Annotated in this window: 21 protein-coding genes; 12 read left to right on the plus strand and 9 right to left on the minus strand. The window is 75.3% G+C overall.

Annotation, left to right across the window (positions count from 1 at the left end):
* Nucleotides 1-134 precede the first annotated feature (134 nt).
* From C5N14_RS06710 to C5N14_RS06740, 7 genes are all read left to right on the plus strand, one after another.
* Nucleotides 135-1,058, plus strand: a complete 924-nt coding sequence (locus tag C5N14_RS06710) for an ornithine cyclodeaminase family protein (protein WP_117666509.1) — start codon at nucleotides 135-137, stop codon at nucleotides 1,056-1,058.
* Between the two features lie 93 nt (nucleotides 1,059-1,151).
* Nucleotides 1,152-2,717, plus strand: coding sequence for a 30S ribosomal protein S12 methylthiotransferase RimO (gene rimO, locus C5N14_RS06715; protein WP_243639219.1), 1,566 nt, complete (start codon nucleotides 1,152-1,154; stop codon nucleotides 2,715-2,717).
* Nucleotides 2,718-2,794: 77 nt separating this feature from the next.
* Nucleotides 2,795-3,388, plus strand: a complete 594-nt coding sequence (pgsA, locus tag C5N14_RS06720) for a CDP-diacylglycerol--glycerol-3-phosphate 3-phosphatidyltransferase (protein ID WP_117666511.1) — start codon at nucleotides 2,795-2,797, stop codon at nucleotides 3,386-3,388.
* A gap of 140 nt (nucleotides 3,389-3,528) precedes the next feature.
* A complete protein-coding gene (locus C5N14_RS06725) occupies nucleotides 3,529-4,104 on the plus strand; it encodes a CinA family protein (RefSeq protein WP_117666513.1) in 576 nt (191 codons plus the stop codon).
* Nucleotides 4,105-4,261: 157 nt separating this feature from the next.
* A complete protein-coding gene (locus tag C5N14_RS06730) occupies nucleotides 4,262-4,726 on the plus strand; it encodes a helix-turn-helix domain-containing protein (protein ID WP_117666515.1) in 465 nt (154 codons plus the stop codon).
* Nucleotides 4,727-4,989: 263 nt separating this feature from the next.
* On the plus strand, nucleotides 4,990-5,862 hold the full coding sequence (locus C5N14_RS06735) for a PspA/IM30 family protein (RefSeq protein WP_117666517.1): 873 nt from the start codon (nucleotides 4,990-4,992) through the stop codon (nucleotides 5,860-5,862).
* A 95-nt stretch (nucleotides 5,863-5,957) separates the two neighbouring features.
* A complete protein-coding gene (locus C5N14_RS06740; RefSeq protein WP_117666519.1) occupies nucleotides 5,958-6,740 on the plus strand; it encodes a hypothetical protein in 783 nt (260 codons plus the stop codon).
* Between the two features lie 4 nt (nucleotides 6,741-6,744).
* On the opposite strand, the gene C5N14_RS06745 is transcribed toward C5N14_RS06740, so the two are convergent.
* Together C5N14_RS06745 and C5N14_RS06750 are read right to left on the minus strand one after the other, a co-directional pair.
* Nucleotides 6,745-10,407, minus strand: coding sequence for a multicopper oxidase domain-containing protein (locus C5N14_RS06745; protein ID WP_117666521.1), 3,663 nt, complete (start codon nucleotides 10,405-10,407; stop codon nucleotides 6,745-6,747).
* Between the two features lie 227 nt (nucleotides 10,408-10,634).
* A complete protein-coding gene (locus C5N14_RS06750; protein ID WP_117666523.1) occupies nucleotides 10,635-11,483 on the minus strand; it encodes a zinc finger domain-containing protein in 849 nt (282 codons plus the stop codon).
* A gap of 108 nt (nucleotides 11,484-11,591) precedes the next feature.
* Here C5N14_RS06750 and C5N14_RS32875 point away from each other — a divergent pair, with 108 nt between their 5' ends.
* Nucleotides 11,592-12,875, plus strand: coding sequence for a hypothetical protein (locus C5N14_RS32875; protein WP_371685804.1), 1,284 nt, complete (start codon nucleotides 11,592-11,594; stop codon nucleotides 12,873-12,875).
* Nucleotides 12,876-12,911: 36 nt separating this feature from the next.
* Here the strand turns inward: C5N14_RS32875 and C5N14_RS06760 are convergent, their stop codons facing one another.
* Complete coding sequence (locus C5N14_RS06760; protein WP_117666525.1) at nucleotides 12,912-13,154, minus strand: CPCC family cysteine-rich protein; 243 nt, start codon at nucleotides 13,152-13,154, stop codon at nucleotides 12,912-12,914.
* 32 nt (nucleotides 13,155-13,186) lie between these two features.
* On the minus strand, nucleotides 13,187-14,053 hold the full coding sequence (locus tag C5N14_RS06765; protein ID WP_117666960.1) for an S-adenosyl-L-methionine hydrolase: 867 nt from the start codon (nucleotides 14,051-14,053) through the stop codon (nucleotides 13,187-13,189).
* 141 nt (nucleotides 14,054-14,194) lie between these two features.
* On the opposite strand from C5N14_RS06765, the gene C5N14_RS32010 reads away from it, so the two are divergent.
* Nucleotides 14,195-14,362, plus strand: a complete 168-nt coding sequence (locus C5N14_RS32010) for a hypothetical protein (RefSeq protein WP_165878040.1) — start codon at nucleotides 14,195-14,197, stop codon at nucleotides 14,360-14,362.
* Here C5N14_RS32010 and C5N14_RS06770 read toward each other — a convergent pair.
* Nucleotides 14,344-14,904 carry a hypothetical protein gene (locus tag C5N14_RS06770; protein ID WP_117666527.1) on the minus strand — a complete coding sequence of 187 codons (561 nt, stop codon included), beginning with the start codon at nucleotides 14,902-14,904 and terminating at the stop codon, nucleotides 14,344-14,346. The genes C5N14_RS32010 and C5N14_RS06770 overlap by 19 nt on opposite strands.
* A gap of 136 nt (nucleotides 14,905-15,040) precedes the next feature.
* The gene (locus tag C5N14_RS06775; RefSeq protein ID WP_117666529.1) at nucleotides 15,041-15,343 is read right to left on the minus strand and encodes a helix-turn-helix domain-containing protein; all 303 of its coding nucleotides are present in this window, start codon (nucleotides 15,341-15,343) and stop codon (nucleotides 15,041-15,043) included.
* A gap of 65 nt (nucleotides 15,344-15,408) precedes the next feature.
* Here C5N14_RS06775 and map point away from each other — a divergent pair, with 65 nt between their 5' ends.
* Entirely contained in the window at nucleotides 15,409-16,191 is a 783-nt protein-coding gene (gene map, locus C5N14_RS06780) for a type I methionyl aminopeptidase (RefSeq protein ID WP_117666530.1), read from the plus strand.
* Nucleotides 16,192-16,335: 144 nt separating this feature from the next.
* Here map and C5N14_RS06785 read toward each other — a convergent pair whose 3' ends face one another.
* Nucleotides 16,336-17,658, minus strand: coding sequence for a helix-turn-helix transcriptional regulator (locus tag C5N14_RS06785; protein WP_117666532.1), 1,323 nt, complete (start codon nucleotides 17,656-17,658; stop codon nucleotides 16,336-16,338).
* Between the two features lie 163 nt (nucleotides 17,659-17,821).
* The gene (locus C5N14_RS06790; protein WP_117666534.1) at nucleotides 17,822-18,073 is read right to left on the minus strand and encodes a GntR family transcriptional regulator; all 252 of its coding nucleotides are present in this window, start codon (nucleotides 18,071-18,073) and stop codon (nucleotides 17,822-17,824) included.
* A gap of 458 nt (nucleotides 18,074-18,531) precedes the next feature.
* On the opposite strand from C5N14_RS06790, the gene C5N14_RS32015 reads away from it, so the two are divergent.
* Both C5N14_RS32015 and C5N14_RS06805 read left to right on the plus strand, forming a co-directional pair.
* Nucleotides 18,532-18,702 (plus strand): hypothetical protein, encoded by a 171-nt coding sequence (locus C5N14_RS32015; RefSeq protein ID WP_165878041.1) that lies wholly within the window; start codon nucleotides 18,532-18,534, stop codon nucleotides 18,700-18,702.
* A complete protein-coding gene (locus C5N14_RS06805) occupies nucleotides 18,692-19,897 on the plus strand; it encodes a helix-turn-helix domain-containing protein (protein ID WP_117666537.1) in 1,206 nt (401 codons plus the stop codon). The genes C5N14_RS32015 and C5N14_RS06805 overlap by 11 nt, the downstream gene beginning before the upstream one ends.
* A gap of 282 nt (nucleotides 19,898-20,179) precedes the next feature.
* Here the strand turns inward: C5N14_RS06805 and C5N14_RS06810 are convergent, their stop codons facing one another.
* Nucleotides 20,180-24,754: an ATP-dependent helicase gene (locus C5N14_RS06810; RefSeq protein ID WP_243639221.1), complete on the minus strand. Its 4,575-nt coding sequence runs from the start codon at nucleotides 24,752-24,754 to the stop codon at nucleotides 20,180-20,182.
* Between the last annotated feature and the right edge of the window lie 120 nt (nucleotides 24,755-24,874).

Genomic DNA, 24,874 nt, shown 5'->3' on the forward strand with positions numbered 1-24,874 from the left:
CACCCACCCCGTCGATCATGGAGTCGTGGTGGGTGAAACGGCCCTGATGCCCGTTGTGTGGGGCAGCACACCTCCATGATCGACGGGGTGGGGGGGTTGAGGTGAAGGTGAGTTCAAGTTTCAGTATTGGGGGCATGGCTCTGTTTGTGTCCGACCGGGAGGTCTCCGCCGTGCTCGACGCGTCCACCACCGTGGCCGCGATGCGCGACGCCCTGCTCGCCGCCCACGCCGGCCGGCTGGTCGCGCCGCCCCGCGCGTCCGCCCCGCTGGGCGGGGGCCGGATGGTGCTCACCGCCGGGCAGCTCACCGACGAGTGGTACGGCTACCGCTCGTACGACACGTTCGGCCACCCGCAGGGCGAGCAGCTCGTCGTGCTGCACGACGGGCGGACCGGGGCGGTGCGGGCGGTCGCCGTCGGCGAGGAGCTGGGCTCCCGGCGTACCGGGGGACTGGGCGGGGTGGCCGTCGATGCGCTGGCCCGGCCGGACGCGGCCACCCTCGGCGTGATCGGCTCGGGCGGGCAGGCGTGGACCCAGGTCTGGGCCGCCGCCGCGGTCCGCCCGCTGCGCGAGGTGACCGTGCACAGCCGCTCGGCGGCCCGCCGGGAGGCGTTCGCCGCCCGGGTCCGCGCCGAGCTGGGCGTGCCGGCCCGGGCCGTGGACACCGCCCGGGCCGCCGTCGCCGGCCGGGATGTGGTGGTGCTCGCCACCACCAGCCCCACGCCGGTGCTGGCCGCCGCCGACCTGGCCCCCGGCGCCCACGTCAACACGGTCGGCTTCAAGCAGCGCGGCCGGGCCGAGTTCGCCGCCGACCTGCTGGACGCCGCCGACGTCCTGGTCACCGACTCGGCGGCACAGGCGAGGGCGTACGACCCGCCGATGCTCGCGGCGCTGCCCCCGTACGCCGGGCGGCTGGCCGACCTGGGCGCGGTGCTGGCCGGGGCGGTCCCCGGAAGGACCGGCGCGGACCAGGTGTCGGTGTTCTGCTCCACCGGCCTGGCCGGCACCGAGGTCTTCCTGCTCGACCGGCTGCTGCGGGTCGGCGCGGCCCGGCGCTGACCGGCGGGCCCGGCGTCCGGCGGGGCTGTGCCCGGCGCCCGGCGGGCGGCGACCGCCGTTGCCGGGCCGGTCTGCCGCGCCCGGTACCCTCGGATGGTGTCTGCCACCTCCCCTTCCGACGGCTCCAGCTCGGCGCGTCTGGCGCCGCGCCGCGACCTGGAGCCGTCGTCCACCGCCACCGCCACCGCCACCGCCGGCCGCCGCGTCGCCCTGCTGACGCTGGGCTGCGCCCGTAACGAGGTCGACTCGGAGGAGCTGGCCGCCCGGCTGCACGCCGACGGCTGGCAGGTCACCACCGACGGCGAGGGCGCCGACGTGGTGGTCGTCAACACCTGCGGATTCGTGGAGAAGGCCAAGCAGGACTCGATCCAGACGCTGCTGGCCGCCGCCGACACCGGCGCGAAGGTGGTCGCCGCGGGCTGCATGGCCGAGCGGTACGGCCGGGAGCTGGCCGACAGCCTGCCGGAGGCTCAGGCGGTGCTGAGCTTCGACGACTACCCGGACATCGCCGCCCGGCTCGACGCGGTCGTGGCCGGCGAGGCGATCGACGCGCACACCCCACGCGACCGGCGCGAGTTGCTGCCGCTGACGCCGGTCGCCCGGCGCGACAGCGCGGTCTCGCTGCCCGGCCACGGCACTGCGCGGACGGCCGTGCAGACCGACGAGCACACCCCGGCCCACCTGCGCCAGGTGCTGCGGCGCCGGCTCGACACCGGCCCGGTGGCGTCGCTCAAGCTGGCCAGCGGCTGCGACCGGCGCTGCGCGTTCTGCGCCATCCCGGCCTTCCGCGGCGCCTTCGTCTCGCGTACGCCCGACGAGCTGCTCGCCGAGGCCGAGTGGCTGGCCCGCGGCGGCGTCCGGGAACTGGTGCTGGTCAGCGAGAACTCGACGTCGTACGGCAAGGACCTGGGCGACCCCCGGGCGCTGGAGAAGCTGCTGCCGCAGCTCGCCGCCGTGTCCGGCATCGTCCGGGTCCGGGTGAGCTACCTCCAGCCCGCGGAGACCCGGCCCGGGCTGGTCGAGGCGATCGCCGGCACGCTGGGCGTCGCGCCCTACTTCGACCTGTCGTTCCAGCACTCCAGCGAGCCGGTGCTGCGCCGGATGCGCCGGTTCGGCTCCACCGACCGGTTCCTGGAGCTGCTGGCCTCCGCCCGCGCCCTGGCCCCGGCGGCGGGCGCGCGGAGCAACTTCATCGTCGGCTTCCCCGGCGAGACCCGGGGCGACGTCGAGGAGCTGGTCCGGTTCCTCACCGAGGCGCGGCTCGACGCGATCGGCATGTTCGACTACAGCGACGAGGACGGCACCGAGGCCGCCGGCCTGCCCGGCAAGGTCTCCGCCGCCACCATCAAGCGCCGGTACGACCGGCTCAGCGCGCTCGCCGACGAGCTGTGCTCGCAGCGCGCCGAGGAGCGGCTCGGCTCCACGGTCGAGGTGCTGGTCGACTCGATCGACGACGGCGTGGTCGAGGGCCGGGCGGCGCACCAGGCCCCCGAGGTCGACGGCTCGACCACGCTGGTCGCCCCGGCCGAGGGTGGCGTTGACCTGGCCGCGTTGCGCCCCGGCGACCTGGTGCGGGCGACGGTCACCGCCACTGAAGGGGTGGACCTGGTCGCGGTGCCGGATGAGATGATCTCGGCGGCGCCCGGCGCGGAACGGTGACGGCGGGCCCTGAGGAAGCGGGGGAGCCACGTGGTGCGGTGCCAGGTTCGCCACAGCGGCCCGATCGGGGCGCGCCGGTGACTCCGGCGGCGGAGTCGACGCCGTCGCCGGTGGTCGCCCGGGTGCCGGTGCTCAACGCGGCCAACGCGCTGACCCTGCTGCGGCTGGTGCTGGTGCCGGTCTTCGTGGCGATGGTCGTGGTGTCGCAGATGAGCCAGGCCGGCTGGCGGATCGTGGCCTGCCTGATCTTCGTCTTCGCCTCGGCCACCGACCTGGTGGACGGCTGGATCGCCCGCCGCTTCGGCCTGGTCACCTCCGTCGGCAAGGTGGCCGACCCGATCGCCGACAAGGCGCTGACCGGCGCCGCCCTGGTGCTGCTGTCCTGGTACGACCTGCTGCCCTGGTGGGTGACCGTGGTGATCCTGGCCCGCGAGCTGGGCATCACGGCGCTGCGGTTCTGGGTGATCCGGCACGGCGTCATCGCGGCCAGCCGGGGTGGCAAGATCAAGACCGCGCTCCAGGTCCTCGCGATCACCTGGTACCTCTGGCCGATGCCGGCTGCCCTCGCCGCCGTCGGCCCGTGGATCATGGCCGCCGCGGTGGTGGTCACAGTGGTCACCGGCTTCGACTACATCGCCCAGGCCCTCCGGCTGCGCCGGCCCCGCTCCTGACCCCGGCCCCCCGGTGAGCACGGGTGGGTCGCGTCCCGCCCGGCGGGTCCGGGCGAGCACCAACCGACCACCGGTGGCGGGCGGGAGGATGCGGGGGCGGGAGGATGAGGGGCGGCAGCGGCGGGGAAAGGAACGTGGACATGGGGACGGACGCGAACGGGCTGCGGCCGGTCGGCAACCCGGCGGCCGGGGTGGTGCACCGCCTCGCCCTGCGGCACGAGACGCTGGCGACCGTGGAGTCGCTCACCGGCGGGCTGCTCTCGGCCGCGCTCGTGGAGATCGCCGGGGTGAGCGGCGTCTACCGGGGCGGGCTGGTCGTGTACGCCACCGAGCTGAAGGCGCGGCTGGCCGGCGTACCGGAGGACCTGCTGGCCGACCGCGGACCGGTCGACCCGGACGTGGCCCTCGCCCTCGCCGAGGGCGGCCGGCGGCGCTGCGGCGCCGACTGGGGGCTGGCCACCACGGGCGTGGCCGGGCCGGAGCCGCAGGACGGCAAGCCGGTCGGGCTGGTCTACGTCGCCGTCGCCGGGCCGACCGGCGCCGAGGTCACCCGGCTCGACCTGGACGGCGGCCGGGACCACATCCGTTCCGCCGCGGTGATCGAGGCGTTCCGGATGCTGGCCGAGCGGATCCACGCGGCGGGCCCGGCGACCGGGCCGGGTGCGCCCGCCGCCGACGACGGCGATCCCGCGACCGCCGCGACGGACGGGCGTTGAACGGCCACCGCCAGATGGTGGGGCGGGGTGGGATGTCACCGGGGCCGGCAACGGGTACGGTTGCGGGAAGGCTCCGACGCGCGTCGTCGGCACCGGGGCGGTGCACCGCGCCGGGAACGACGACCGTCGGAGGGTGAGACACGTCAGGGGAGGTGCGATGGTCCTGCTACGCCGGGTGATCGGTGACGCACTGCGGGCGCGCCGGCAGGGGCAGCACCGCACCCTGCGCGAGGTCTCCTCCGCGGCGAACGTGAGCCTGGGCTACCTGTCCGAGATCGAGCGCGGTCAGAAGGAGCCCTCCAGCGAGCTGCTGGCCGCCATCTGCGACGCCCTCGGCGCCCGGCTCTCCGAGCTGCTCCGCGACGTCAGCGACACGGTCGCCCTCGCCGAACAGCTCCCCGGGGTGCTGGTGCCGGTGCAGGACGAGACCGCCGGCCCGGCCGAGCCGACGCCGGTGGGCCGCGCGGCCGTCCGCAACGCCGCCGGCCGCGGGGTGCGCCAGGTCACCACGGGCGGCCCGGTGTCGGTCGCGGTGCACCAGGACTCGCCGCTGAAGGCCACCCTGCGCACCACGCGGGTGCGCTCCGCCGAGCGCGACCGCGACGTCGTCTGCGCCGCCTGACCCGGTCCTGCGCGCGGCCACCCCGGCCGGCGCGTCGCCGCCCGCCGGCCCGACCGCGCGCGGCCCAAACCCCGGCCGCCGACGACGTGGCCGGGCTTTCCCCCGCCGCGTACTGTTGATCAGACGGTGGCGCGTGCCGCTCGTGGCGTACGGACGGCCGGGCTGGCGCCCGGCTGGGACGATGGGGCCACTGTCGCGCGCGACCACCGGACCGCCCGGCACGGCCGAGGCGGCGCGACTCTAACTGAGGGGATACCGCGGAGATGGCGAACCCGTTCGTCAAGGGCTGGAAATACCTGATGGCGCTCTTCGGTGCCCGGATCGACGAGCACGCCGACCCCAAGGTGCAGATCCAGCAGGCCATCGAGGAGGCGCAGCGCCAGCACCAGGCGCTGGTCCAGCAGGCGGCGGCGGTGATCGGTAACCAGCGTCAGCTGGAGCTGAAGCTGTCCCGGCAGATGTCCGAGGTCGAGCGCCTCCAGGGCAATGCCCGGCAGGCCCTGGTCCTCGCCGACCAGGCCCGGGCCCGTGGCGACGAGGCGGAGGCCGGCAAGTACGAGCAGTCCGCCCAGGTGCTGGCCACCCAGCTCGTCTCGGCCGAGCAGGCCACGGAGGACCTGAAGACCCTGCACGACCAGGCGCTCGGCGCCGCCGCGCAGGCCCGCCGGGCGGTGGAGAACAACTCGATGATCCTCCAGCAGAAGCTGGCCGAGCGCACCAAGCTGCTCAGCCAGCTCGAGCAGGCCAAGATGCAGGAGAGCGTGGCCCGCTCGCTGGAGTCGATGTCCTCGCTGACCGCGTCCGGCAGCACCCCCTCGCTGGACGAGGTGCGGGACCGGATCGAGAAGCGTTACGCCACCGCGATGGGCCGGGCCGAGCTGGCCGGCAACTCCGTCGAGGGCCGGATGCTGGAGATCCAGAAGGCGACGCTGGACTCGGCCGGCTCGTCCCGGCTGGAGCAGATCCGCTCCAGCATGGCCGGCGAGCAGCTCGCCGGCCGGCAGGACCGCTCGGCGGCGGGGCAGCAGGGCCAGCCCGCGCCGGCCGCCGACCCGGCCGCCGCGGCCCGGCTCGACCAGATCCGGGCCAGCATGGGTCAGGAGCGCGGCACCGGGGACAGCACCGCCGCCGGCTGAGCGGCAGCAGCGCCGCTGGTCGGGCGGCACCAGGGCCGGTCGGGGCCGGCGGCGGGCGCGCCGAAGGCCGGGGCGGCCGGATCGAGGAGGCACGGGTGGCAGACGAGCGAGCACGGTACTTCCGTCAACTGAGCCGGCTGCGGCGGTCCGCCCGGCGGTGGAGTGTCCTGGGCGGCGGCCTGACCGGGGCGGCGGCCGTGCTGACCCCGTACGCGGGGCTCGGGCTGCCCGACGCGGCCTGGGCCGGCGCCGCGGGCAGCGCGGTGGCGCTGGCCGCCTGGCGCTGGCTCGACCTGCGGGCCCACGCGGCCCGCCCCGCGCCCCCGGCGCTCGACCCGGCCGAGGCCGCCGCCCGGTCCCGGGCCCGGCTGGTCGCCGCCGTCGAACGGCTCCCCGCCGGGCAGGGGGTGCTGGCCGAGGTGCGCCGGGTGCGGTCCCGGTTGACCCTGCGTGGCACCAGCGTTGCCGAGCCGTGGGCCCGGCTGGACCGGGCCGCGCTGACCCTCGGCGGGATGGCCGGCCGGCTGACCGGGCTGGCCGAGCCGGCCGTGTTGGAGGCCGCCGCCGCGGACCGCTCGCTGCGCGAGCTGGCCGGGCGGGTGGCCAGCGTCGAGCGGGCCCTGCAACTCGCCCCGGCCGACGCCCGGGCACCGCTCGCCGACGCCCACCGCGAGCTGTCCGCGCAGCTCCAGAGCGGGGTCACCGCGTACGAGCGGCTGGTGGTGGCCGCCGCCGGCTACCTGGCCGAGGACGCCCGCCCCAGCACCGAGCACGCCGCCGCGTCCCGGCTCGCCGAGGCGACCGACCTGCTGCACGGGGTGGCCTCGGCGCTGGCCGAGCTACGCACGGTCGGCGACCCGCTGCGCGCCCCCCGCTGACCGCTCAGCCGGGGGTGGTCACCGCCACCGGCGAGGTGAACGGCGAGCTGCCGACCACGTTGAACGACCGCACCCGGTAGTGGTACGTCACGCCCCGGGCCAGCCCGGTGTTGGTGAACCCCCGCCCGTGCACCGTGAACGCGACGACCTCCCGCTCGAACGCCGGGTCGAGGGCCCGCTGCACCACGAACCCGGCCCCCGGCCCACCCGGCGGCCCCGCCGCCCAGGTCAGCGCCACCGTCGCCGTGTCCGGCGCGGGGGCGCTCGCGGCGCCGGCCAGCGCCGTCGGCGGCGTGGGCCGGGGCGGAGTGGTGACGGTGGCGACCGTCGACCACGGCGACGCCGCGCCCAGGTAGGTGGTGCGCACCCGGTAGTAGTAGGTGGTCTCCGGGGCGACCACGGCGTCCACGTGCTGCTCGCCCACCCCGATCGCCGTGGTGACCGGCCCGCTGGTGAAGGTGGGGTTGGTGGCCCGCTGCACGTCCACGCCCGTGGCGAAGGAGCGGTTCGCCCAGCGCAGCGCCACCCGTGGCGGCGCGGCCGGCGGGACCGCCGCGACCAGCCCGGACGGGGCGGCGAGCCGCACCCCCGCCGGCACCCCGTTGGACCAGGCTGAGCAGCTCACCTCGTTCTCCGCCCGGATCCGGTAGTGGTACGTCACCCCCGGGGTGACCGTCGCGTCGGTGTACCGGGAGGCGGCGGCGGCCACCGTGATCGCGGTGACCCCCTCGGTGAACGCGGCGTCGGTGGCCCGCTGGAGCAGGTGGCTGCGGGCCGGCGGGTGACTGCCGTTGCCGGTCCAGGTCAGCGCGATCGCCGGCAGCACGGTCGCCGAGCCGGCCACCGGCGTGGCGGTCAGCCCGGTCGGGGCCTTCGGGGCGACCCGCAGCACCAGCGGGCGGCTCATGCCCTGGTCCCGGTGGCCGCCGAGCTGGCTGTGCCAGCGGTACTCCCAGCCCATGTTGACCAACTGGTTCACCACCGCCGCCGGCCGGCCGTCGAGCGGGCTGACCGCGGTCGAGCCGATCCGGGCGCCGGCCGGGCGGGTCGGGTCGAGCAGCCGGACGCTGTCACCGAGCTTGAACGGCAGGGCGGGCGCGACGGGACGCAGCGCCACGATCACGTCCTCCCGGGGGTTGACCCGGATCGTCTCCTTCCACCCCAACTCGTTGGCCTCCGGCAGGCGGATCGTGCCGTCCCGGCCGACCCGGTTGACGAGTTGCACGTCGCAGCCGCCGACGTGCACGGGGTGGGTCTGCCCGGCGTCCCCGGTGATCCGCCAGAGCTGGGTGCCGTCCGCGGGCGCGCCGATCGGGACCGTCGGGTCGGCGATCACCAGGGTCTCGGTGGCCGGGTCGACCGGCCCGAGTGGCAGGGTCACCGGGCCGAGCGGGCCGGCGTTCGGGTGGGCGACCCCGAGCCGGCCGGCCACCCGCCCGTACGCCGGTTCGAACACCTGCTCCACCGCCTTCACCGCCAGCGGCAGGGTCACCGGGGCGGCGGCCCCGGCCGGGGTGAAGCTGACCGAGGTGGCGTACGCCGTGACCACGGTCTCCCGGGCCGTGCGGGTGCCGAACGCGGCGTCGTACGCCGGCTGGGGCACGATCGGCGGGCGCTGGCTGGCCGCGTACGCGGCGGGCAGCCGGTCGGCGAGCCGGGCCAGGTCGAACGGCTCGGCGGGCTCGCCCGCCACCCGGAACTGGAGCAGGGTCCGGGTGTTCGGCCCGTACCCGGGGCGGGTGCCGGGGGCCCCGCCGACGGCGGTGCGGTCCGGCGCGCCGGTGTGGTGGTCGTAGCGGGGGTCGAACCGGGGCAGCGGGGCCGGGCAGTCGTTGTACAGGAGCACCGTGGCTCCGGGCGGGACGGCGGAGAAGTCGACCACCACGTCGGCCCGCTCGCCGGGGGCGAGCAGCAGGGCGTGCCCGTCGACGTTCAGTACGGTCGGGTCCTGCCGGTCGTACCGGTAGCCGACCGGGCGGTTGGGCAGCACCACCGGGGCGGGCAACAGCCCGCACTCGTTGCCCACCTGGACGAACTCCGGCCCGGTCGCGGCGGGGTCCGGCACCCCGCCGTCACGGCCGTCGGTGGGCCAGTGCGCCGGGCGGCCGGGGCAGCGGACCGCGTCCACCATCGGCACCTCGCCCGCGTCGGCGTCGCGCAGCTCGCCGTCCGGGCCCCACATCGGCCCGTCCGAGCGGGCCCGGTAGAGCTGGAGGTTCAGGCCGCGGTCGGCGCAGGCGTTGAGGATCCGGAACCGGTACGCCTTCGGCGCCACCGTCAGGTACGGGTAGGCGACCCCGTTGACCAGCGGGGTGTCCCCGTACGCCTCCGGCACCGCCGACGGGTGCGGCACGCCCGGGGCCAGCGGCGGCTCGTCGGGGGCGGCGACCGGGTCGTGGTGCGGGTTCGGCGCCGGTCCGACGGGGTGGCCGTCGGGCTCCGGGTCCGGCCCCGGTCGGGCCGTCGCCTCCCGGCCCGGCGGGGGACCGGTCCACGGGCCGTAGTCCCAGCGGCCGGTCGGGTTGCCGCCCGAGGCCCGGTACGGGTTCTGCCGGGGCTGGTAGACGTGCGGATGCCACAGGCTGCCGCGGGCCCCCCAGCGGTCCCGGTCCCAGGTCGGGTCCTGGGCGGCGAGCTGGGTGTCGTCCGGCACGAAGGTGCGGTCCTGGATCACCAGCGGAAGCTGTTCGGCGGGCAGCACGCCGTCGGCGACGAGGCGCTCCTCGGCCGGGTCGGTGAGCAGGTAGAGCGCGAGCTGACCGGAGTGGACGGTGAGCCGGGACAGGCCGAGCGTGTTGTCGTGCAGCCACATCAGCCGGCCGCTCTGCTCGTTCGGGTAGTACAGGGTCGTCGCCCCGGGGCCGGGCGGCGGCATGTCCGGCACGTGGGTCAGCCCCACCCCCGTCGGGTACGGGGTGATCTCACCGGCCGGGGTCACCCACTGCCACGGGTTGCCGGCGCTGATCCAGCCGGTCTGCCCGCCGTACAGGTGGGGCACCGCCCGGTTCTGCGGGTACGGCGCCGGACCGTCCAGCGGACCGACGCCCGCGCCGTCGAGGGACGGGTCGACGGGCAGGAACAGGTCGCCGGCCTGCCCGGTGGGAAGCTGGTTGATGAACTTGATCCGTACCGGCCGGCCCCGCCGGGCCACGATCACCGGCCCGAGCAGGTACGGCCGGTCGGGCGGGGCGACCGTGTTGTGCCCGGAGCCGTCGGTGCCCAGGTTGAGCTGCCGGTAGCCGCGCAGCCGGGTGGCGGGCAGGTCGCGGTGCAGGCGCTGGGCGTACTCCTGGAGGCCGATCTCGTAGTAGTCGCAGCCCGGCCAGGTGATGGTGTCCGGGACGCCCACCGGCAGGTACCCGCCCAGCTCGGTGCGGCCCGCCTCGCCCGGGCCCGGCAGCGCGTCGACGAACTTGCGCAGGCCGGTGCCCGGCACCGTCCCGCCCCGCCCGTCGGGGACCGGCAGCGGGCTGGTGGCGAAGTTGGGCACCGGCCCGAAGCAGCGCGGGGCCGCCGCCGGGTCGAGGCTGGCCGGGGCGGGGGTCGCCGCCTCGGCGGCCCGGGCCCCCGGCACGGTCGGCCCGGCCTCCCGGCCGGTGCGGACGGCCCGGTCGGTGCGGTCGGTGCGGTTGGTGCGGTTGGAGCGCAGTCTGCGGAACAGCACCATGGCTCTCCCCGGGATCGAGGCGCGGCAGCCGCCACCCCCTCGGGGCGGCCGTCGCGCCTGTTGACGATCGGTGAGCACTCAACCGCAGCATGCGACGTCGGACCCCGGGTTAGGAATTACCCAATCGTCCCTATCTGTCGACGTCCCGGACCGTGGGACGGGTGCGTCGGGGCAGGTCAGGGCGTCGCCCGGCCCCGGCCGTCGGGGTCAGCGGGGCGCGGGTCGGGTCAGCGGGGCGCCGGTGCGGGCGGCGCGTCGCCCGGCGGGGCGGGCTGGCAGGCCGGGCACCAGTAGGTGACCCGCTCGCCCAACTCCTCCCTGCGGATCGCGGTGCCGCACCGGCGGCAGGGCTGCGCCCGCCGGCCGTACACGTAGCTGGTCCGCCCCCGGTGCAGCGAGCCGGTGGTGCTCTGGGTCCACCGCCCCCGGTTGGCCGCCAGCAGCTTGCGCGCGAGCGTCACCGTGCCGGCCAGGTCGGGCACCGCGCCGACCGGGGTCCACGGCGAGATCCCGCGCAGGAACAGCACCTCGCACTTGTACAGGTTGCCCACGCCGGCCAGGTTGCGCTGGTCGAGCAGCGCCTCCCCGATCGTCGCCGCCGGGTGCGCGGCGAGCCGGCGGACCGCCTCGGCCGGGTCCCAGTCCGCGCCGAGCAGGTCCGGCCCGAGGTGGCCCACCAGCGCGCCCTCCTCGGCCGTCGGCACCAGCGCCAGCTCGTGCAGGTGGTACCCGACGGCCACGGCCTCCGGGCCGCGCAGCACCGCCCGGATCAGGTGCGCGGGCCGGGCGGTCCAGCGTTCGCCCGGCGCGTACGCCCGCCAGGCCCCGTCCATCCGCAGGTGCGAGTGCAGCGTCCAGTGGGTGGTCCCGCCGGCCGGGTCTGCGGGCAGCGGCTCCGGGGCGGCCAGCCGCAGCAGCAGGTGCTTGCCCCGGCTGGCCGACTCGCGCACCGTCCAGCCGGTCAGGTCGGTGGTGGCCAGCCCCGGCACCCGGAAGTCGGAGCCGGTGAGCCGGGCCCCGCCGAGGGCGCGGTGCAGGACGCGGGCGGTGTTCCAGACGGTGTCGCCTTCGGGCACCCCACCATTCTCCCTCCCCGAGTGGGATTCGCATGTATCGCTATTTGTACTGAGGTTCCCATCTATCCAGCGAAACGTAACGATCGGGGTGTTCTGAGGAGGAACAACGTGAATCATCCGCGAAGTCGTACCCGTACCCTCGTCCTCGCCCCGCTGCTCGTCGGCGCCCTCGCCGTCGCGCTCTCCCCGGCCGCCACCCCGGTCCCGCCCGCCCTCGCCCTGCGGCCGGCCGCCGCCGTACCTGCCACGTCCGCTCCCGCCGCCGACGCGGTCGGGCCGACCGAGCGGTGGGACGCCGACCTGTCCCGCACCGGCGGCCTCAACGCCCGCTGGGCCGACGGCGGGCTCCGGCTGGCCGACCGGACGCCGCGTGCCGTCACCTCCGCCGCCCTGGACCGGCACGCGCCGGTCGCCGAGGGCGCGTACCTGAGCCCGGAGCACGCCCTGACCCGACCCGCCACCCGGGTCCGCGCCGAGGTGGCCGCGGACGCCGGCCCGGACGCCGCGGTGGAGGTCCAGGTGCGCGGCTGGCGCGCCGCCGGCTGGACCGAGTGGCGGACGGCCGTGCCGGCCGCCGTCTTCGACCAGCCGGTCACCCGGGTCCAGGCCCGGGTGCTGCTCACCGCCCGCGCCGCCGGGGCCACCCTGGCGGTACGCGCCGTCCGGCTCACCGCCGACCGGGCGGCCGTCGCCGCCGCCACCCCGGGGCGCAGCTACCGGGTCTACGCCACCCGGATCGGGCTGGTCGGCCAGACCACCGCCAACGGGCACGTCGTCACGTCCCGCGACCACTTCGCGGCGCTGCCGTCCCGGCGCTCACTGTCCCCGCTCGGCACCGGCGACTACACCGTCCGGGTCTGCACCACCAGCGGCAGCCGCTGCGAGTACGCGCCGGTCTGGGACGTCGGGCCGTGGAACACCCGGGACGACTACTGGAACCCCAGCGCCGTCCGGGAGAACTGGAAGGACCTGCCCCAGGGCCGCCCCGAGGCGCAGGCCGCGTACCAGGACGGCTACCACGGCGGGCGGGACCAGTTCGGCCGGACCGTGCTGAACCCGGGCGGCGTCGACCTCGCCGACGGCACCTTCTGGGACGGTTTGCAGCTCACCGGCAACGCCTGGGTGGACGTCGCGTACCTGTGGACCGGCACCGGCCCGCACGGCGTGGTCGGCTCCGGCCCCCTCAACCTCCGCGCCGGTCCCGGCACCGGGTACGCCGCCCGTGGCCTCGCCGCCACGTACGCCCACGTGCCGATCGAGTGCTACGTCACCGGTCAGACCGTCAGCGGTCCCTACCGGACCACGAACCGGTGGAACCGTCTCGCCAGCGGGCAGTACGTCAGCCACGCGTACATCTCCGCCGTGTACGGCGGCACCGCGCCGCGCTGCTGACCGCCGTCCGGCGTGCCCCGATCCGGTGCGCCCCGGTCAGGGGCGTTCCTCGGGGCGCGCCGGGCGCACGATGTCCTGGTAGCGGGGGTGGCTGGCACCGTAGATGGCGAAGTTGAGCCGCGCGAGGGACAGGCTCAGGTCGCCGTTCGGGCCGCCCCGCACCACGTCCGCGTCGGCGTCACCCTGGCCGTCGTCGGTCCAGAAGCAGACCGGGCACGTGCCGCCACCGGTCCTGGACGCGCAGCAGGGGCATGCCGACGGAACCCATTGATCACCCACCGGAAGAGCATTCCACAACCGGCCACCGGGCATCAGTCCGGCAGTGGTCCGATTTCGGCACCCGCCGGACGGCCGGGCGGCTCCTCGGCCGTCGCGGTGACGGACACCAAGTCACCCGGGCCGACCGCGAGCACGTCGGCGGCCCGGCCGCCGTTCACCGCCACCGCGACCCGGCCCGCGGAGTCCACGTGCACCACCAGCTCGCCCGGCGGGGCGTCGCCGAAGGTGCGCCCGTGCGTCGCCGGGCGGCCGGCCACCCGCAGCCGGGCCGGCAGCGCGGCCAGCAGCCCGCCCGGCGCGGCGAGCTGCACGTTGCCGAAGTGGTCCACGGTCAACACCTCGGCGGTGAGGCCGCCGTCGCCCGATCGGACCACCGGCTCGGGGAGCCGGACCAGGCCGGCGGGGTCGACCGCCGGGCCGGCGCCGGCCAGCGGGGCGCCCAGCGCCAGCCGGGCCGCGACCGGGGCGAAGACGTCCCGGCCGTGGAAGGTGCGGGACACCTCGGGGGCCAGCCAGTGCGGGTTGGTCAGCTCGACGGCGGACGTGACGCCGCCCAGCGTGGTGGCGGCGTCCAGCAGCAGCCCGTTGTCCGGCCCGACCAGCAGCCCGCCCGGGGTGGCCAGGGCGATCCCGCGCCGGGCGGTGCCCACCCCCGGATCGACCACCGCGACGTGCACCCCGACCGGCAGGTACGGCACCGTCTGGGCGAGCACGGCGGCGCCCCGGCGCACGTCGGCCGGCGGGACCAGGTGGGTCACGTCGATCACCCGGGCGGCCGGGGCGAGCCGCCCGATCACCCCGTGGCAGGCGGCCACGAACCCGTCGGCGAGGCCGTAGTCGGTGGTCAGCGAGATCCACGCCGGGGCATCGCCGACGCCGTCTCGCGGCCCGCCGGTCACCTCCGCCCCCGGCTCCCGCTCGTGCGGCACGTCCGTCGCCGCCCGGTCCGTCGGCTCCGCCCGTCGTACGCTCACCACGCCGTACCCCTCCCGCCCGCCGCGAGGGCGGCGGGCTGCCGGCTCGACGCTAACCTCTCGGGCATGACCCGCGTGCTGCTGGTGCCCGGCCGCAACGAGCCGCTACCTGGCCGCTGGCAGGAGTGGCTGCGCGGCCGGGACCCGGAGCGCCCGCGCCCGCCTGATCGCCCCCTGGTCGGACGGTCGGACGACGCCGCGAGCGGGACGGTGACTCAGCACCGCACCGCGTAACTGGATCCGTAGGCCCACCGCAGGGTGGCGTACGAGAACCACTCCTGGTGCCAGTACCGGAACGTGAGGATCGCGAGGTACGGCCGCTGCCAGGAGGTGCGTTGCCCGACGAACCGTTCGGCCTCCGACTCCGCCGGGTAGCGGTCGGCGGTGCTGGTGCAGGCCGCGGTGCCGAACCCGTCGGTCGTCGGGATCTCGGTGCTGGAGAGCAGCGAGTCGCCGGAGCAGCTGGCCACGTAGCTGTTCCGGTAGTACCACGTCGACCCGCTCAGCTCCTGCACCATCCAGTACCGGTAGGTGTAACTGCCGTTGGACCGGCTACCGACGTGCGACCAGGTCAGGGCAAGTGGGCGACTGATGTCCGGAGGCTGGCTGAAACCGCTGGCGTAGCAGAGAGGGTCGGCGGCCTGCGGGGTGGGCCGAGCCGATGCTGGGGTCGTCAGCGCCGTGGGGGCGGCCAGGCCCAGCATCAGGCTGAGTACCAGGAGCAGGGTCGAGGGACGACGGCGGCGGAACGTGGGCGGGGCGTGGTTGGGGGACACGGGTCACCTCCGTGGCGGAACGGCAGGCGCGGGCGACGGTGCCGGGAACAACGACAAGCATAGGGATTTCTCTATTCGCCTGGCGGTTCTGGCAGCGATGCGACAGCGGCCGGCCCTCCGGGGTGGCCGGAGAGACCTACGAGGCCAACCGCTCACGTGCGTTGTGACCAGAGCCGGTCGGTTCGACACCACGTGCGGGCTGGTTGATCTCGGCCCACACCGCATCGAGGGAGAGGCCGAGGACATCGGCGATCGCAGCGATGGTCGGGAAGGCGGGGGTCGCTACGCGGCCCGACTCGATCTTCCGGAGGGTCTCCGGTGAGACACGTGCATCGAGCGCGGTCACGAGCATCGAGCGCTCTCCCCTGGCGCGACGCAACAGGGCGCCGAGGCGCTGTCCGCGCTCGACCTCTGCGGGTGTGAGCGGCAACCTGACCATGGCTCCGATTCTAGTACCGGGATAGTATGGCCGGGATAGTTATTGGTCCGCGTGGAAGGCGTCGCATGATCGAGATCCTGAACCCCACCGAACTGCCCCGAGCCAGGGAGGCGGGTGCCCTGGTCGCTGACATTTTGCAGACGCTGAAGAGCCGCAGCGCAGTAGGCACCAACCTCCAGGACATCGACCGGTGGGCCGAGACCATGATCGTCGAGGCTGGTGCGGTGTCCTGTTACGTCGACTACGAGCCATCCTTCGGACGCGGGCCGTTCGGCCACTACATCTGCACGTCCGTCAACGACGCCGTGCTCCACGGACTGCCGTACGACTACACGCTTGCCGACGGCGATCTGCTGTCACTCGACCTCGCCGTCTCCAAGGGTGGGGTCGTTGCGGACTCTGCCATCAGCTTCATCGTGGGCGACTCAAAGCCCCCGGAGAGCGTCGCGATGATCAGCGCGACCGAACGCGCGCTGTACGCGGGGATAGCCGCTGCCGGCCCTGGGGCTCGCGTCGGCGACATCTCCCATGCCATCGGCTCAACCCTGTCCGAAGCGGGGTATCCGATCAGCACCGAGTTCGGAGGTCATGGCGTCGGGTCAACGATGCACCAGGACCCGCACGTGTCGAACACCGGACGGCCCGGTCGTGGATACAGACTGCGCCCGGGGCTGCTGCTGGCACTGGAACCGTGGGTCATGGCGGACACCGCTGAACTCATCACTGATGCCGACGGGTGGACGCTCCGAAGTGCGACCGGCTGCCGGACGGCACACAGTGAGCACACGATCGCCATCACCAGCGACGGAGCCGAAATCCTCACCTTGCCGAAGCAGGCGCACTCGTGAGGACCCCGTTTCAACGGCTGCACCCGTCAGGTCACCCTCGATCTGCTTGACGGGCCCGAGAACCTCACCCATCCTGCACCGCAACGCTCCGTGGCTTTCCCTCGCGATATGCGGCGGGTGGCTCTGGGTCGATGTCGTGGTTCGTCAGGGTGTCAGCATGGTTCGGAACTCTTGAGCTTCGGGCAACGTTCGAAGGTGTGCCGGCATCTCCCGGTACAGGTCCAGGGCGCGCTTGCGGGTCAGGTCGGTTCGGAAGCGGGCTGGAAGGTCGATCAGTGCCAGGGTGGCGGCGTGGCAGCCGTCGATGGAGTTGCCGTCGCGGTGGTCGCACATGGCGGCGTCGAGCCGGATCAGGGTGCGGGTGAGGGCGCTCGTGGGTGCCGACAGCGCCAGTGCCTGGGCCTGGTTCTGCCGGGCCCGGGTGGTCTCGCCGAGCGCGGTGAGGGCGTGGGAGAGGTGCACCCGGTGCTTCTGTTCGCAGTGGCCGAACCAGGAGTCGGTACGTTCGCCTGCGGGCAGATGCTCGGCGAGGCGGTCGGCTTCGGTGAGCGCGGCCAGGGCTTTGTCGCGTTGGCCGCTGATGGCGTAGGCGCGGGCGGCGACGGCGGAGGCGAGGGTGGCCGCCGCGGTGGTGCCTTTGCCGGCGACGTGTCGGGCTTGCTCGGCGAGGCCTGCGGCTGTACGCGGTGCGCCGAAGTTCAGGGGCACCATGGCTTCTCGGGCCAGCACCCAGGCGTGCAGCGCTCGGTCGCCGGACTCCTCGGCGGCCCGAGCGGCGGTGCGAAACCAGGCGTGCGCTTCGCGTCGGTTGCCGAGGTCGTGGAGCACGATGGCGGTCATTCCCGCGATCATGCTGGTGAGGTGGGACAGCCGGGCCCGGGCTGCCGCGTGTTGCGGCCGGCGTAGCAGGGGGGTCATCTCGCTGAAGTCGGCGACGAGGTCGGCGAGCACGTCGGTGGGTGGGCGTCCCCGGTAGCCGTAGCTGTGCTGTTCGGCGGCTGACTCGATGTGGGCCAGGTCGGTGGTGCCGGTAACGGTGAGGGCCCTGTCGCCACTCTGCCGCGCCTCGGTGATGTGCGTCAGCGAGGCGGTGGTCAGGCCGGCGGCGAGAGCACCCCGCAGGAGTTGACGGCGCTTCATGAGATCGTCTCCTGTCCTGCTCGACGGATGGCGTGCAGGCTGCTTCTCCCAGCATCGCTCAGCGAGACCGACCATCCCACCCGGAATGTGCAAGCCGTCAGCGATCCGTTCAACGGTGTCGATGCTCGTGACGGTGGCGCTGCCACGTGCGATTAGGCTGACCCGCTCGGTCTTCATTCCGCACGCGGCGGCGATCGCGTTGTAACTCAACCCGGCCGCCTTCGCCGCGGCGAACACCGGGGTGAAGTTTCGCTGGGTGAGCGCGTGGACGATCTGCGGATCGTTGAGCAGGCGCCGGGGAAGCACGCGGTCTGTCCGTGCGTCCACGTGGCTCCCTCCGTCAGGGAAGCTGGTAGACGGTCACGTTATCGCGTCCATGGCCGGCAGCGAGGTCCCCTGGGGACCCCATGGTGGGGTTACCGTGCTGGGCCGCCTTGGCGTGGAGTGTCGCTATGGCGGCGACAGGAAAAGGCCGATCGTCCGGCGCGGGTTACTCGGCGACGAACACGCCGACGCCCGGCAGCGTCTCGGTCATTTGCTTGATGCGTAGGACCTGCATGGCGCGGTCGATCACTGGCTCGGTGACCCCGTAATGCTCGATCAACTCTCGTCGGCTGGGCAGTTTGGAGCCGGGCGGGAACTCTCCCGCCGCGATGCGTGCGGCGAGGTCGTCGGCGATCTGCTCGTAGCGGTAACGCGGTGGCACGGTGCTTCTCCTCGGTTGGCAGCACGAGTAGACCACCTACCTCGTCCCTTGACTACCCAACGGTACCTATGGGAGGTTTCAAGGGGGGGCGATTCCTCGGTTGGCGCTGTCGGACCGTCCTCGCCAGCGTGGATGCCCGGGCGAACTTCCTACGTTCGGGCATCCACGCCTTCCGGAAAAGTCGCGGCACAAGGAGGAAGCCGTGCTCTCTTCGACGTGGCCAGCATGAAGACCGTTGGCCCGGGTGCCAGCGACGAGCCGATTACGCACATCTCTTATGACGAGTACGTCTTGGCGGTGGCCCGCACCCTGGCTCGCCGGCACCAGCCGGTCTGGTCTTGGCGGAAGTGGCGGCGGGTGTGCCGGTGTGGAGCCGACCTGCCCTGCCGTGTCCGGCACCGCATCCCAATCAACCGCGATCACTGGCCGGGCGCGGCGGTGTCGGTCCTTCCAGGAGCACGCCGCGCCCCTACCCGGAGGCGGGGATGAGTGGCATGGCATCCAGCAGCGGTGACGAGTCGACGTCCAGCCGTGGTGAGCAGGCCGAGGCCGCCGAGCGGGAGGCGGCGAGGCGGCGCATCCTTGCGCAGGCCGAGGCGGATCGGATACCGGTGGACGAGACCACGCGGGCGGTGCCGGACCGGCGGTGGCGTCGTGGGCAGTGATGAGCTGCCGATAGGCCGGCGGGTGGCGCAGTGGCGGGCCCGGCGCGGGATGACTCAACAGATGCTGGCCGACCGGTTGGGCAAGTCCAAGAGCTGGGTCGACAAGGTCGAGCGCGGCGTCCGTGCGTTGGACCGGTTCTCGGTCATCCAGGACATCGCCGAGGTGCTTCGGGTGGACCCGTCGGTGCTGGTCGGCGGGGACGCCCGGCCGTCATCGATCACCGCTGCCGTTGCGGGCGTGGACGGAGTGCGGGCCGCGCTCGCGCGTTATCCCACCCTTCTGGACGGGCCGGGTTCCCGACCGGTCCTGCCGGTCGGCGAGCTGGGCCGACGGGTGGAGCATGCCTGGTTGACCTACCAACACGCGCACTACCCGCAGGTGGTGCGGATGCTGCCGGACCTGCTCGGCGACGCCCAACATGCCCACGCCGCCGGCGCGGGGGACGAGGCGGCGAACCGGCTGGTGCAGGTGTACCGAATCATGGCGTCGGTGCTGGTGAAACTGGGGGACGCAGACCTGGCGTGGCTGGCGGCCGACCGGGCGATGGCGGTGGCCGCCGGTGACCCGCTGCTGGGGGCGGTCGCGGCGGTGCCGTTGGGGCAGGCGCTGCGGGCGGCGGGGCGGGGCCGGTTGGCGATGGCGGCGACGGTCGCCGCCGCGCACCGGATCGCACCTCCTGTGCCGCACGACGGCCCGCTCCGGGAACTGTCGTTGTGCGGGACGTTGCTGGTGGAGGCCGCCCTTGCCGCCGCCGTGTGCGGTGACGCGCGCAGCGTGGGGGAGCTGATCGAGCAGGCGGCCGAGATCGCCGAGCGGGTCGGCGAGGGCCGGGGCCAGCACAATGGAACCAGCTTCGGACCCACGACGGTCGAGCTGGCCCGGGTGGCGGCGGCGGTGGAGCTGGGTGACGGTGGTGAGGCCGTGAGCTGGCACGAGAAGGCCACCGGCCGTAGCGGGTGGGGGCGGTTGCCGGTCGAGCATCGGGCCGCGCACCTGGTGGACGCCGCGCGGGCGTACCTCCAGGTCGGTGACCTGCTGCGGGCGGGCCGTGTCCTGGTCGACGCCGACCGGACCGCGCCGGCGGAGATCCGGTGCCGGCCGGTGGCGCGTACGGTGATCGCCGACGTGGCGCGCGGCGGCCCGACACCGGCCGACGTGGCACGCCTGGCCGCCCTGGTCGGCCTGACCCGGTGACCGCGCCGTTCCTCTCCCTGGCCCAGATCCGCAACCGGATCGCCCTGGCGGCCCGGACGGTTCTGCGTCAGCATCGGCCCGGCCGGTCGTGATCCACACGGTGTGCGGTATGTCGTGCTCTGTTGGGGGCGGGAAACCGCGTTGTGCCGCACAGCGTGTGGATCATGGCCGGGCCGGGCCGGGCCGGGCCGGGCCGGGCCGGGCCGGGCCGGGCCGGGCCGGGCCGGGTCAGGTCGGGTCAGGCCGGGTCAGGTCGGGCCAGGTCGGGTCGGGTCGGGCGGGTCAGCGGCGCAGGCGTAGGCCCCGGGGGGTGGCCCGGAAGCCGGCGGCGGTGAGCGCGTCGCGCAGCGGGGACGCAGAGACCGCCTCCCCGTCGGCCCGCTCCACCGACATCGCCCCGAGCGCGCCGGAGTGCACCGCGTCGGCCAGCGCCCTGCCGGCCGCCGCCAGGGCGTCCGGGTCGTCGGCGAAGGAGAGGATCGTCCGGCCGCCGCGCTCGACGTAGAGCAGCAGATCGCCGCCGACCAGGACGACCAGCGCGCCCGCCTTGCGGCCGGCCCGGTGCCCGGTGGCCGGGGCCGCCCCGTCGCCCGAGTCCACCACCCGCTCGGGCCAGGGCAGCGCCGCGCCGTACGGGTTGGCCGGGTCGGTGGCGGCGAGCACCAGGGCGGGCCCGCCCCGGCCAGGCCCGGCCGGGTCGGCGAGGGCGCGGATCCGGTCCACCGCCCCGGGCACCGCGAACTGGGCCGCGCCCAGCCCCTCGACGAAGTACCCCCGCCGGGCCGCCCCGCGCTCCTCCAGCGCGGACAGCACCGGGTAGACGGCGGCGAAGCCGCCGGTCACCTGCTCGGCGACGACCGCGCCCCGGGTGACCACGCCGTGCCGCTCCAGCAGCACGTCGGCCAGGGCGGCGGCCCGCCGGGTCGGGTCCAGGTCCCGTTCCGGCAGGCGGGACCAGCGGCCGGCGACGGTGGGCGGGCCGCTGCGGCTGGGCAGCGCGACCCGGCCGGGGCGGCGGTACCGGGTGCGCGGCGCGGTCGGCCGGGACCGGTGCGCGCCCCCGCCGCCGAGCGCGGCCCGCAGCGGGGCGAGGGTGTCGTTGGTGAGGTGCCCGGCCCAGACCAGGTCCCAGAGCGCGGCGGTCAGCGCGGCGTCGTCGGTGGCTTCCACCCGGTCGGACAGCGACCGGAAGAACAGCGCCTGCCCGCCGGCGAGCGCGTCCAGCACGGCGTCGTGCAGCGGGGTACGGGTCAGCGCCTCGTCGGGTGGCGGGAGCAGCAGCGGCGCGGCGTCGGCGTACGCGAGGGTGACCCAGCCGTCGCCGCCGGAGATCGCCCCGGAGCCGGCCCACAGCACCTCGCCGCTGGCGCACAGCTCGTCGAGCTGGGCGGGGGAGTAGTCGGCGACCCGCCCGGGCAGCACCAGGCGTTCCAGCGCGGACGCCGGAACCGCCGCGCCCTGCAACTGCTCGACGGCGGCGGCCAGGGCCTCCACCCCCCGCGCCGACGCCCCGACCTGCTGCCAGCGGGGCAGGAACGCCGCGAGCGCCCGGGGCGGCACCGGCTCGATCTCCCGGCGCAGCGCGGCCAGGGACCGGCGGCGCAGCAGCCGCAGCACCTCGGCGTCGCACCACTGGGTGCCCACGCTGTCGGGGGTGAACTCGCCGGACACCACCCGCCCGGTCGCGGCGAGCCGGCGCAGCGCCTGCTCCACCACGAACACCCCGAGGCCGAACCGGGCCGCGCAGGTGGCGGCGGCGAACGGGCCGTGGGTGCGGGCGTACCGGGCGACCAGGTCGCCGAGCGGGTCCGCCACCGGGGCGAGGTACGCCTCGGCCACCCCGACCGGCAGCGCCACGCCCAGCGCGTCGCGCAGCCGGGCGGCGTCCTCGACGATCACCCAGCGGTCCTCGCCGGCGATCCGCACCCGCAGCACCCGGCGGGCCGCCGCCAGCTCGGTGAGCCAGTCGACCGGCGCGCCGCGTTCGGCCAGCTCCGCCTCGGACAGGTCGCCCAGGGTGCGCAGCAGCTCGACGACGTCCTCCGCGTCGCGGGGCCGGCGCTGCTCGGTGCGCCAGCGTAGCTGCCGCTCGGTCTCGGCGAGCACCGCCGGGTCGAGCAGTTCGCGCAGGTCGACCCGGCCGAGCAGCTCGCCGAGCAGCGCCGAGTCCAGCGCCAGGGCGGCGGCCCGCCGCTCGGCGAGGGGGGCGTCGCCCTCGTAGAGGAACGCGCCGACGTACCCGAAGAGAAGCGACCGGGCGAACGGCGACGGCTGGGTCGTCTCCACCTCCACCAGGCGCACCTTGCGGGCGGTCAGGTCGCGCATCAGCGCGGCGAGCGCCGGCTGGTCGAAGACATCCTGGAGGCACTCCCGGGCGGCCTCCAGGGTGACCGGGAAGTCGGCGTACTCGCGGGCCACGTCGAGGAGTTGGGCGGCGCGTTGGCGCTGCTGCCACAGCGGCTGCCGGCGGCGCGGGTCGCGGCGGGGCAGCAGCAGCGACCGGGCCGCGCACTCGCGGAACCGGGACGCGAACAGCGCGGACGTGCCGACCGACTCCTCGACGAGCTGGGTGATCTCGTCGGGCTCGAACACCACCACGTCGGCCCCGGGCGGCTCCTCGGCGGTGTCCGGCAGCCGCACCACGATCCCATCGTCCGACGGCATGACCTGGGCGTCGACGCCGTACCGCTCGGTTAGCCGGCGGCCGATCGCCAGCGCCCAGGGGCCGTTGACCCGGGCGCCGAGCACCGAGTGCACGGCGAGCCGCCAGTCGCCCAGCTCGTCGCGGAACCGCTCGACCACCACCGTCCGGTCGTCCGGCAGGGACCGGGTGGCGGCCTGCTGCTCCCGCAGGTACGCCATCAGGTTCCCGGCGGCCCAGTCGTCCAGCCCGCCCGCGCGCAGGGCGGCCACCGCCGCCTCGTCGCCCTGGCGCAGCAGGGCCCGCACCCGGCCGCCGATGGCCCGGCCCAGCTCCACCGGCCGGCCGAGCTGGTCACCCTTCCAGAACGGCATCCGGGCGGCCTGCCCGGGGGCGGGCGACACCAGCACCCGGTCGGGGGTGATGTCCTCGATCCGCCACGAGGACGAGCCGAGCAGGAACACGTCGCCGATCCGCGACTCGTAGACCATCTCCTCGTCCAGCTCGCCCACCCTTGCGGCCCGCTCCGCGCCGGCCAGGAAGACCCCGAACAGGCCCCGGTCGGGGATGGTGCCGCCGCTGGTGACGGCGAGCCGCTGCGCGCCGGGCCGGCCGGTGAGCACGTCGGCGGCCCGGTCCCAGACCAGCCGGGGCCGCAGCTCCGCGAAGGCGGTCGACGGGTACCGGCCGGAGAGCATGTCCAGCACGGCGTGCAGCGCGGAGTCGGGCAGTTCGGCGAAGGGCGCGGCCCGGCGGACCAGGACGGCGAGGTCGCCGACCCGCCACGGCTCCAGCGCGACCATCGCGACGATCTGCTGGGCCAGCACGTCGAGGGGGTTGCGCGGGTGGTGCAGTTCCTCGATCGCGCCGTCGGCCATCCGCCCGGCGACCACGGCGCAGGACAGCAGGTCGCCCCGGTGCTTCGGGAAGACCACGCCCCGGGAGACCACGCCGACCTGGTGCCCGGCCCGGCCGACGCGTTGCAGGCCGGCGGCGACGCTGGGCGGGGCCTCGATCTGCACCACCAGGTCGACCGCGCCCATGTCGATGCCCAGCTCCAGGCTGGAGGTGGCCACGACGGCGGGGAGCTGACCGGACTTGAGGGCCTCCTCGATGTGCTTGCGCTCCTCGCGGGAGACGCTGCCGTGGTGGGCGCGGGCGATCACCGGGGCCGCCCCGGCCGCCGCGCCGGACTGGGCCATCACCTCGGCGGGCGGCCCGGTCGGTCGGCCGCCGGCGGGGGCGGCGGTCAGCTCCTCGGCGGCCAGCTCGTTGAGCCGGGCGCAGAGCCGCTCGGCGCTGCGCCGGGAGTTGGTGAAGACGATCGTCGAGCGGTGCGCCCGGACCAGGGCGAAGACCCGCTCCTCCACGGCCGGCCAGATGGAGGCCCGGCGCGGGCCGGGGCCGCCGAGGTCGTCGGCGGGCTGTTCCCGCTCGTCGAGGCGGGTCATGTCCTCCACCGGGACCTGGACGCTCACCTCGATGGTCTTGGCGCTGGGCGGCTGCACCACGTCGACGGGCCGGGCCCCGCCGAGGAACCGGGCGCACGCGTCGACCGGCCGGACGGTGGCGGACAGACCGATCCGCTGGGCGGGGGCGGGCAGCAACTCGTCGAGGCGCTCCAGGGAGAGCGCGAGGTGCGCGCCGCGCTTGGTGCCGGCGACCGCGTGCACCTCGTCGACGATGACCGTCTCCACGCCCCGCAGCGAGTCCCGCGCGGCGGAGGTGAGCAGTAGGAACAGCGACTCGGGGGTGGTGATGAGGATGTCCGGCGGGGTGCGGGCGAAGGCCCGCCGCTCGTCGGCGGGGGTGTCGCCGGTGCGCATCCCCACGGTGATCTCCGGCGGGGGCACGCCCAGCCGGGTGGCGGCCTGCCGGATGCCCGCGAGCGGGGCGCGCAGGTTGCGCTCGACGTCGACGGCGAGCGCCTTGAGCGGGCTGACGTAGAGCACCCGGCAGCGCTGCCGGGCCTCGGCCGGCGGCGGCGACCCGGCGAGCCGGTCCAGCGACCAGAGGAACGCCGCGAGGGTCTTGCCGGATCCGGTGGGCGCGACGACCAGGGCGTTTCGGCCCGCTGCCACGGACCGCCAGGCGCCGACCTGGGCGGCCGTGGGCGCGGCGAAGGCCGCGGTGAACCACTCCCGGGTCGCCGCCCCGAACCCTGCCAGCACCCGCGCCGCGTCTGCCGCGCCCGGGCCGGCCGTCACCTCCGCCACGCCCCCATCCTGCCTCGGGGATGGGACATCCGCGCCCGCCGCAGCGGCGCGGAGGCCCACCGACCCTGGGATCTGTCCGACTGCGGGTTTTACGTAATGGAAAGGTAGGCTAATTACGTT

Origin of the sequence: Micromonospora sp. MW-13, assembly GCF_003434305.1 — a bacterium.
Taxonomy (GTDB): domain Bacteria; phylum Actinomycetota; class Actinomycetes; order Mycobacteriales; family Micromonosporaceae; genus Micromonospora.